Origin of the sequence: Sulfuricurvum sp. IAE1, from assembly GCF_004347735.1 — a bacterium.
Lineage (GTDB): Bacteria > Campylobacterota > Campylobacteria > Campylobacterales > Sulfurimonadaceae > Sulfuricurvum.
The window spans coordinates 370,303-377,841 of sequence record NZ_SLTI01000007.1 but is presented as its reverse complement, the minus strand read 5'-3'; the positions used below and the strand labels follow the sequence as shown (position 1 = coordinate 377,841).

The 7,539-nt window shown below is 51.6% G+C and carries 8 protein-coding genes; 5 read left to right on the top strand and 3 right to left on the bottom strand.

Annotation, left to right across the window (positions count from 1 at the left end; all coding sequences use genetic code 11):
• The first annotated feature begins 283 nt into the window (after positions 1–283).
• Complete coding sequence (locus E0765_RS02535; RefSeq protein ID WP_132811644.1) at positions 284–526, top strand: helix-hairpin-helix domain-containing protein; 243 nt, start codon at positions 284–286, stop codon at positions 524–526.
• On the opposite strand, the gene E0765_RS02530 is transcribed toward E0765_RS02535, so the two are convergent.
• The 3 genes from E0765_RS02530 to bioD are packed head-to-tail and all read right to left on the bottom strand — an operon-like array spanning position 523 to position 3,004.
• Positions 523–1,467: an aminodeoxychorismate synthase component I gene (locus E0765_RS02530; RefSeq protein WP_132811643.1), complete on the bottom strand. Its 945-nt coding sequence runs from the start codon at positions 1,465–1,467 to the stop codon at positions 523–525. The genes E0765_RS02535 and E0765_RS02530 overlap by 4 nt on opposite strands.
• Positions 1,467–2,336, bottom strand: a complete 870-nt coding sequence (locus tag E0765_RS02525) for an aspartate carbamoyltransferase catalytic subunit (RefSeq protein ID WP_132811642.1) — start codon at positions 2,334–2,336, stop codon at positions 1,467–1,469. Before E0765_RS02525 ends, E0765_RS02530 begins: the two co-directional genes overlap by 1 nt.
• Before the next feature lie 17 nt (positions 2,337–2,353).
• A complete protein-coding gene (bioD, locus tag E0765_RS02520; protein WP_132811641.1) occupies positions 2,354–3,004 on the bottom strand; it encodes a dethiobiotin synthase in 651 nt (216 codons plus the stop codon).
• Positions 3,005–3,089: 85 nt separating this feature from the next.
• Between bioD and E0765_RS02515 the strand changes: the two genes are divergently transcribed.
• The 4 genes from E0765_RS02515 to aat are packed head-to-tail and all read left to right on the top strand — an operon-like array spanning position 3,090 to position 7,477.
• The gene (locus E0765_RS02515) at positions 3,090–4,331 is read left to right on the top strand and encodes an aminotransferase class I/II-fold pyridoxal phosphate-dependent enzyme (protein WP_255417823.1); all 1,242 of its coding nucleotides are present in this window, start codon (positions 3,090–3,092) and stop codon (positions 4,329–4,331) included.
• A 13-nt stretch (positions 4,332–4,344) separates the two neighbouring features.
• Positions 4,345–4,638, top strand: a complete 294-nt coding sequence (locus E0765_RS02510) for an ATP-dependent Clp protease adaptor ClpS (protein WP_132811640.1) — start codon at positions 4,345–4,347, stop codon at positions 4,636–4,638.
• Positions 4,639–4,640: 2 nt separating this feature from the next.
• Positions 4,641–6,821 (top strand): ATP-dependent Clp protease ATP-binding subunit ClpA, encoded by a 2,181-nt coding sequence (clpA, locus tag E0765_RS02505; protein ID WP_132811639.1) that lies wholly within the window; start codon positions 4,641–4,643, stop codon positions 6,819–6,821.
• The gene (aat, locus tag E0765_RS02500) at positions 6,821–7,477 is read left to right on the top strand and encodes a leucyl/phenylalanyl-tRNA--protein transferase (protein ID WP_132811638.1); all 657 of its coding nucleotides are present in this window, start codon (positions 6,821–6,823) and stop codon (positions 7,475–7,477) included. The genes clpA and aat overlap by 1 nt, the downstream gene beginning before the upstream one ends.
• Positions 7,478–7,539: the final 62 nt, after the last annotated feature.

Genomic DNA, 7,539 nt, shown 5'->3' with positions numbered 1-7,539 from the left:
CGCCCGGCCCCATTCCGAACCCGGAAGCTAAGACCCTCTTCGCTCATAATACTGCATCTTTCAGGTGTGGAAACGTAGGTCGCCGCCAGGCCGCAAGTTTCTTCTTTTTTTCAATACCTTCCTTTACTAAAAACAATCTCAATTTAAAAACACGTCTTTAAACTCTTAAACTGTTGTATTTTCTCGGTATACATCCTTTTGCATTTTCATTTTATTTTATTCGAAAGTAATAAAAACTGTTTAATTGTGCTATAGTATGTGCATCTTTTCACAAAGGTCTAATATGCTAAAGCTGTTGTTTTTGTTATTCCTTTTTGTTTCGGTAGCCTTCGGTGCTATTAATATCAATAAAGCCAATTCGGCTCAGTTGCAGACATTAAAGGGAATCGGCCCGACCAAAGCCCAGGAAATCATCAAGTACCGAAAATCGCACGGCGGTTTTAAAAATGTCTCCGAACTCGTTAACGTCAAAGGGATTGGTCCCAAGACATTTGAAAAAATGAAAAAAGACGTCTCGTTGCGCTAGGGGATGTAGATTTTGTCGATCATCTCGTCGTATTCGCTCTGCCAGTTGCTTTCGGCGGTGATTCCGCCTCCGCTTTTGTAGAAAAGCTCTCCGTGCCGATCACGTTCGATGTACCGAATGGTAACGGCACTGTAGAGTTTCTCTCCGTCAAAATAACCGAAAACGCCGGTAAAATATCCCCGCTCGTACCCTTCGGTTTCCTCGATAATTTCGACCGTTTTTTTCTTTGGTGTTCCGCTTATGCTGCCGGCCGGTAGAAGAGCCCGGAGGATTTTTCCCGCATCGTTTTTCCAGTTTTGGTCCAGCTGGCCGCTAATGTGTGAACTCACCTGGTGCAGGCGCTTGTTCCCGGTGTTGATAGTCGTGATGTAGCGGAACTTTTCCACTTTGACATTGCGCGCTACGATGCCTATGTCATTGCGCAGCAGATCCACGATCATTGTGTGTTCGGCCGTTTCTTTCGGATCGTTGAGTATCGATTCCACGGCATTCGGTGCCGCAGCATCGATGGTTCCTTTCATCGGGAAGGTATGGATGCGTGAAGTTTCATCGATTGTTACAAACGGTTCGGGAGAAAAACAGACGAAGCTATCGCCAAAGCGCATCTTGTAGGGGGCGTGTGCCATAGCGTAGATCGATTTCAACGAATGGGGCGTCACGATTTTAGTGGGCTGGGTGAGATTGAGAAGATAGGTATTGCCGGAGCGAATCTGTTCGAGAACCCGTTCAAACCGCATTTTGTATTCTTCTTTCGAAACGGGGTAAAATATTGGCTTATGCGGTGTATTTCCGGCTGGGGCCGCAGAAGGGGAAAAACTAAATTCGATATCGTGTTCGGCGAGCCGGTCAAGCGGGTAACAGCTTAGCCGTTCCCCTTTGAAATCGGTAAGGAAAAAAACGGGGATGCCCTGCGCAACAAGCTGCGTGAAGCGTTCATACATCAGGCTATGAGCGCCTTGAGTACGGCCATGCGGATTGCAACACCGTTTTTTACCTGTTCAAGGACTTTGCAGCGCGGATCTTTAAGCATAGCGTCGTCGATATCGATGTTACGATGGACCGGCCCTGGATGGAGGAGAATAATATCACGTTCGCCGATCAGCTCTTGGGTAATGCAAAAGTCGCTGGCATAATCCTTGAGCGATCCGTACGTTTGGTGAGAATGGCGCTCGGTCTGCGTACGCAGGCTCATGATCGCGTCGACGCTACCGATAACTTCCCGGAGGTCGTGAGTGGCATGCAATTTTGTCTCTGGTAGAAAGTGCGGCGGTGCGACCAGCGTGATCTCCATGCCAAACCGCGTAAGTAACTCGATGTTGCTGTTGGCAACGCGTGAATTTTTGATATCGCCGACGATGGCGATCTTTTTCCCCTTTAGATTTCCAAAATGACGTCTCAGGGTAAAGAGGTCAAGCAGCGCCTGCGTAGGATGGGCATGTGCGCCGTCGCCGGCATTGATGATGGAAGCTTTGGTGTGCTGCGCAAGGATATTGGGAACTCCGGCGTGCGCATGGCGAACGATCATAGCATGAGGGCCCATAGCATCGAGGTTCATAGCGGTATCGACGAGGGTTTCCCCTTTTTTCGTTGAACTTTTCTGGACGTCGAGGTGGACCACTTCCGCACCCAACCGTTTGGCGGCTATTTCGAAAGAACTTTTGGTTCGCGTAGAGTTTTCAAAAAAGAGGGTGATGATGATTTTCTCACGCAGGATCGGATCGAACCGCCCTCCCAGATAGTGTTCCGCGTTGTGCAGGACGGATTCGATCTGTTCGGTAGAAAAATCGTCGGTTCGTATCAAATGGCGCATGCTTTCTCCTCTTTGGCTTATGCAATTGTATCCAAAAGTGTGCGGGCTATCGCATCGATGTCGCGGTCGATGACGTAAAGATTTTCAAAATGATCGGCAAAGTAGGGAAGCGATGTTTGTTCAAACGAACGATCTTCATCACGGCAGTTGAATCCCCAAACGTAAGAAAGGCGGGTGTCTTCGAGTGCTTTGAGATTGAGCAGGGTGTCGTTGATGCATCCGAGTCGGCAGTGGGTCACCAAGAAGGTGACGGCCCCGAACCGGCGCGGCAGGTCGATCATCATCGTCTCACGGTCGATCGGGACGAACAATCCCCCCGCCCCTTCGATGAGAACGACGTCACAGAGGGATTCGATTTTTTCCAATGCGGCGTCAAGCCGTTCCATCGGGATCGGATGTGCGCCGCCGGCAACGTAGGGAGCGGCCGGGAGAGGAAATCGGATCGGAACAATCTCTTCGAGGCTTAAGGAACGAAGTGCCGGATTGTGGAGGCATGCCGCTTCCCAAAGCGCCTTGCCGTCTTGGGGAATATCCGACACGCCGGTTTCGATCGGCTTGAATACCCCGACGCGAAGGCCCATACGGCTGTAGGCATCGATTAAAAGCCGGGTGGTGTAGGTTTTGCCGATGTCGGTATTGGTGGCGGTAACAAAGATTCGTTTGGCCAATGCAATTTCTTTTTCGTTATAATTGCCGAAATTGTAATATAAAATTGATAAAAGACGGCTAGTGCGCCGTAAGGATGAGATCATTATGCGTTTTGAAGAATTTACGACGCGGTTTGTACAGCAGACCGGGAAAAAAGAGGGAGCTATCAGTCCCGTCATGGTCAATTCCGCATCGTTCGGCTACGGCAACAGCGAGATGGGGGAGGGAATATTTGACGGATCGGTTAAAAAGCCCCTCTATGCAAGGGTCGGAAACCCTACGTCGGCACAGCTCGAGCAGATCCTCGCGTCGATGGACGGCGGAGTGGGCGCGGTAGCTGCTTCTTCTGGGATGGGCGCAACCGCGATGGCAACCTTGAGTCTGCTGCGTGCCGGGGACGAGATCATCAGTGTCGGCGGGCTTTTCGGCGGGACCTATTCGTATTTTTCGGAGACGTTGGAACGTTTCGGGATCAAAACCCGTTTTTTTGACGTGGATGCGTTCGATGCAATCGACGAAGCGGTCAATACGGCGACCAAAATTATCTTTCTCGAAAGCGTGGGGAACCCCAATATGCGCCTCCCCGATATCAAACGCATCGCCGGTATCGCCGATCGTCACGGCGTTGCATTGATCGTCGATAATACGATCACTCCCCTTAGTATCGCACCGTTGGCGTTGGGGGCGGATATCGTCGTATATTCGACGACGAAAATCATCACCGGGAACGCTTCGGCATTGGGCGGGGCAGTGGTTTTCCGCGCGATCGCCGAGGGGGATGACAAATTTAAGACCCCCCGTTACCGCGACGTACACCCTTTTATCCAGAAAATGGGATCGATGGCGCTCGTCGCCAATGCGAAAAAACGAGCCCTTCGCGATTTCGGGATGAGTGCGAACGGGTTTGGGAGCTATTTAACCATGCTTGGGCTGGAGACACTGCCTTTACGCCTGGATCGAATCGTTTCATCGGTGGAAAGGGTGGCCGGAGAGCTCGATGCCAAAGGATTCAAAGTAAACCACCCTTCGCTGGCGCATCACCCGCACCATGAGCGTTACCGGAGTCAGTTCGCGAACGGATGCGGAACGCTGCTTACCCTTGATTTCGGGAGCAAAGAAGCGGCCTTCGAGTTTCTGAACCGTTCCAAACTGGTGACGATTACGGCCAATATCGGAGACAGCCGAACGTTGGGGTTGCACATGGCATCGACCATTTACCGCGATTTTGACGAACCGACCCGCGAGTTTTTGGGGATAACCCCCGGGCTTGTACGCATTTCGATCGGTCTTGAGAGCCCCGAAGCGATTCTTGACGATTTCGTTCATGCGGCAAATTTCCAAAAATAGGGTATAGTTCAATATGGCGCTGAAACATGAGCTGGAAAGCGGTACGACGCTGGCCCATCCCAAACAGTACAAGGTGTTTTTGCTGAATGATGATTATACGTCGATGGATTTCGTCGTCGATATTCTGATCGGCGTTTTTCGTAAAAATTTTCATGAAGCCCATGCGATTATGATGGAAGTGCATCAGAAAGGACGTGGTTTGTGCGGCGTCTATCCGTACGAAATCGCCGAGATGAAAGTCTATCAGGTCGGGGCGATGGCGCGTGAAAACGGGTTTCCCCTAAAAGCGATTCTCGAGGAGGCATAAAAATGGTCAGCAGCGAGCTTAACGCGATTTTCCAAAAAGCCCTGGCGTTTGCAAAACACCAGCGTCACGAATACCTTACGATCGAACACGTTATGCTTGCGCTTCTCAATTCCTCCGAGGGGGAAACGGTGATCCGCGAATGCGGCGGGGATGTGGAGAGCATGAAGGAGGCGTTGGGAGCTTACCTGATCCGGATGATCGAACCGCTTCCCGATGATGTGAACCAAGAACCTTTCGAAACCGTAGCTCTTGCCCGGATGGTGGAGGGTATGATGCATCATGTCCGGAGTGCCCAGAAAGAGTACGCGGACGTCGGGGATCTGCTGGCGGCTATTTTCGAGGAAAACCATACCTATGCATGCATCCTCTTGCATGAGCAGGGGATTGAACGGGTCGATGTCCTTGAAGCAATATCGCATCGGGATATCGAAAGCGAAGCTTCTGCAAACGATGAGAACGAAGGCGCGTTGGCACAGTACGCCCTCAATCTTATCGTGCACGCAAGAGAGGGGAAAATTGATCCGGTCATCGGCCGCGTCAATGAAATCGAACGTTCAATCCAGACGTTGTGCCGCCGTAAAAAGAACAATCCCCTTTTGATCGGAGAGCCGGGGGTGGGGAAAACGGCCATCGCCGAAGGACTGGCGCTGCGAATCGTATCGGGGGATGTACCCGATATTCTGGCGGATGCCGAAATTTTTGCCCTTGATTTAGGGGCGATGCTTGCGGGGACGAAATATCGCGGTGACTTCGAGAAACGTCTCAAAGCGGTCATGGACGAGGTTCAGGAACACCCCAACGCCATATTATTCATCGACGAGATCCATACGATCGTCGGTGCCGGATCGGTCGGCAGCGGGAGTATGGATGCTTCCAATCAGCTCAAACCCGCGCTCGCTTCGGGGCGGATCAAATGCATGGGGGCCACGACCCATGCGGAATACCGCAACGTTTTTGAGAAAGACCGCGCACTGAGCCGCCGCTTTGCCCGGATCGACGTCGGAGAACCGAGCATGGAGGAGAGTTTTCTGATCCTCAAAGGATTACGAGAACGGTATGAAAAACACCACCGCGTGAAGTACACTGACAAAGCACTCCGGAGTGCGGTGGAACTCTCCAAAAAGTATATCACCGACCGTTTTTTACCCGATGTGGCGATTGATTTGATCGATGAAGCGGGAGCATCCTTCCACTTGGCGAAGCACAAACGCCGAACGATCACCCCGCACGATATCGAAACCGTTATTTCGAAAATGACGGGGGTCCCCGTATCGAAAATGGGCGAGGACGTCCGGGAAAAGCTTTCCGGGCTCGAAGCGGAACTCCAAACATCGGTCATCGGTCAAGATCACGCGGTAGCACTGGTTGTCAAATCGATCAAACGCTCTTATGCCGGGTTGAGCGCTCCGAACAAGCCGATTGCGTCCTTCTTGTTCGCCGGACCGACGGGGGTAGGGAAGACCGAGCTTGCCAAGTCGCTGGCCGAAAAACTGGGGATCTATTTTGAACGGTTCGACATGTCCGAATACATGGAAAAACATGCGTTAAGCCGCCTTATCGGCGCGCCTCCGGGATATGTCGGATTCGAACAGGGGGGGCTGCTTGTCGAAGCGGTACGCAAACACCCCTACATGGTTTTATTGCTTGACGAGATTGAAAAAGCCCATCCCGATTTGATGAACGTGCTGTTGCAGGTGATGGACAGTGCCACCCTGACGGACAATACCGGTTTCAAAGCTAATTTCGCCAACGTCGTGTTGGTGATGACCTCCAACATCGGTGCGAGCGAACGCAACGTCATGGGGTTCAATGCAGACAGTTCGATTTCCCGGCATGAGGCGCTCAAATCATTTTTCACCCCTGAATTCCGTAATCGTCTGGATGCCGTCGTCGAATTCGCTGCGTTGCCGCCGGCAGTCGTCGAGGGGATCGTGGATAAATTCATCGTGCAGCTCAACGCCCAGCTCAAGCCGAAAAAAGTTTCCGTTGAAATCGCACTCGCTGCCAAAGCTTATTTGGCGAAAACGGGTTACGATAAAGCGATGGGTGCACGGCCGCTCGCCCGCATCATCCAGGAAAAAATCAAAGACCCTCTGGTCGATGAGATGCTGTTCGGAAAATTGGCCGGCGGCGGAAAAGTTTTTGTCGACTATTCCGATCAACTGGAGTTCCGGTTCCCCTGATGATCCCCAAACTTCCCCATCACCTTGCTTTCCCCGATCCCCGAAGCGCTTCGGAAGAGGGAATCGTCGCTTTCGGCGGCGATCTCTCCCCGTCGCGGCTCATGATGGCGTATCGGATGGGGATATTTCCATGGTACAGTCCCGGCGACCCGATTTTGTGGTGGTCTCCCGACCCCAGGCTGATTCTGGTTCCGGCCGAATTCAAACTGCACCGTTCATTGCGTAAAAAACTGCACTCCTTCGACATACGTTTCGATACGGCTTTTTCCGAAGTGATTCGCGAATGTGCCCGCATTCCGCGAAAAAAACAAAAAGGGAGCTGGATCGTTCCTGAAATGGTCGATGCATACGAAGAACTTTTTGCACTCGGATATGCCCACAGCGTCGAAGCCTATCGTGACGGAGAACTGGTAGGGGGGCTTTATGGTGTATTAGTGGGAAAGGTGTTTTGCGGCGAATCGATGTTTGCAAAAGTGAGCGATGCGTCCAAAGCGGCACTTGCGGCGTTAATCGCGAAAACCGAAGAGTGGGAGATCGATTTTATCGATTGCCAGGTTCCTACACAGCATCTCAAAAGCCTCGGTGCCAAAGAAGTATCGCGTGAAGAGTTTTTGGCACGGCTGGCATTAGCGATCGGTCGGAATCATTTGGTGTGAAAGCAGAATAGATTAAGCTGTGATCGCCTATACTTGTTGTTAATTCTTATGAAAAGGGGTTT

What these genes read in the sequence shown, in the direction of transcription:
- E0765_RS02535 (WP_132811644.1), top strand. Translation starts at nt 284, where the DNA reads ATGCTAAAGCTGTTGTTTTTGTTATTCCTTTTTGTTTCGGTAGCCTTC.
- E0765_RS02530 (WP_132811643.1), bottom strand. Translation starts at nt 1,467, where the DNA reads ATGTATGAACGCTTCACGCAGCTTGTTGCGCAGGGCATCCCCGTTTTT.
- E0765_RS02525 (WP_132811642.1), bottom strand. Translation starts at nt 2,336, where the DNA reads ATGCGCCATTTGATACGAACCGACGATTTTTCTACCGAACAGATCGAA.
- E0765_RS02515 (WP_255417823.1), top strand. Translation starts at nt 3,090, where the DNA reads ATGCGTTTTGAAGAATTTACGACGCGGTTTGTACAGCAGACCGGGAAA.
- E0765_RS02510 (WP_132811640.1), top strand. Translation starts at nt 4,345, where the DNA reads ATGGCGCTGAAACATGAGCTGGAAAGCGGTACGACGCTGGCCCATCCC.
- clpA (WP_132811639.1), top strand. Translation starts at nt 4,641, where the DNA reads ATGGTCAGCAGCGAGCTTAACGCGATTTTCCAAAAAGCCCTGGCGTTT.
- aat (WP_132811638.1), top strand. Translation starts at nt 6,821, where the DNA reads ATGATCCCCAAACTTCCCCATCACCTTGCTTTCCCCGATCCCCGAAGC.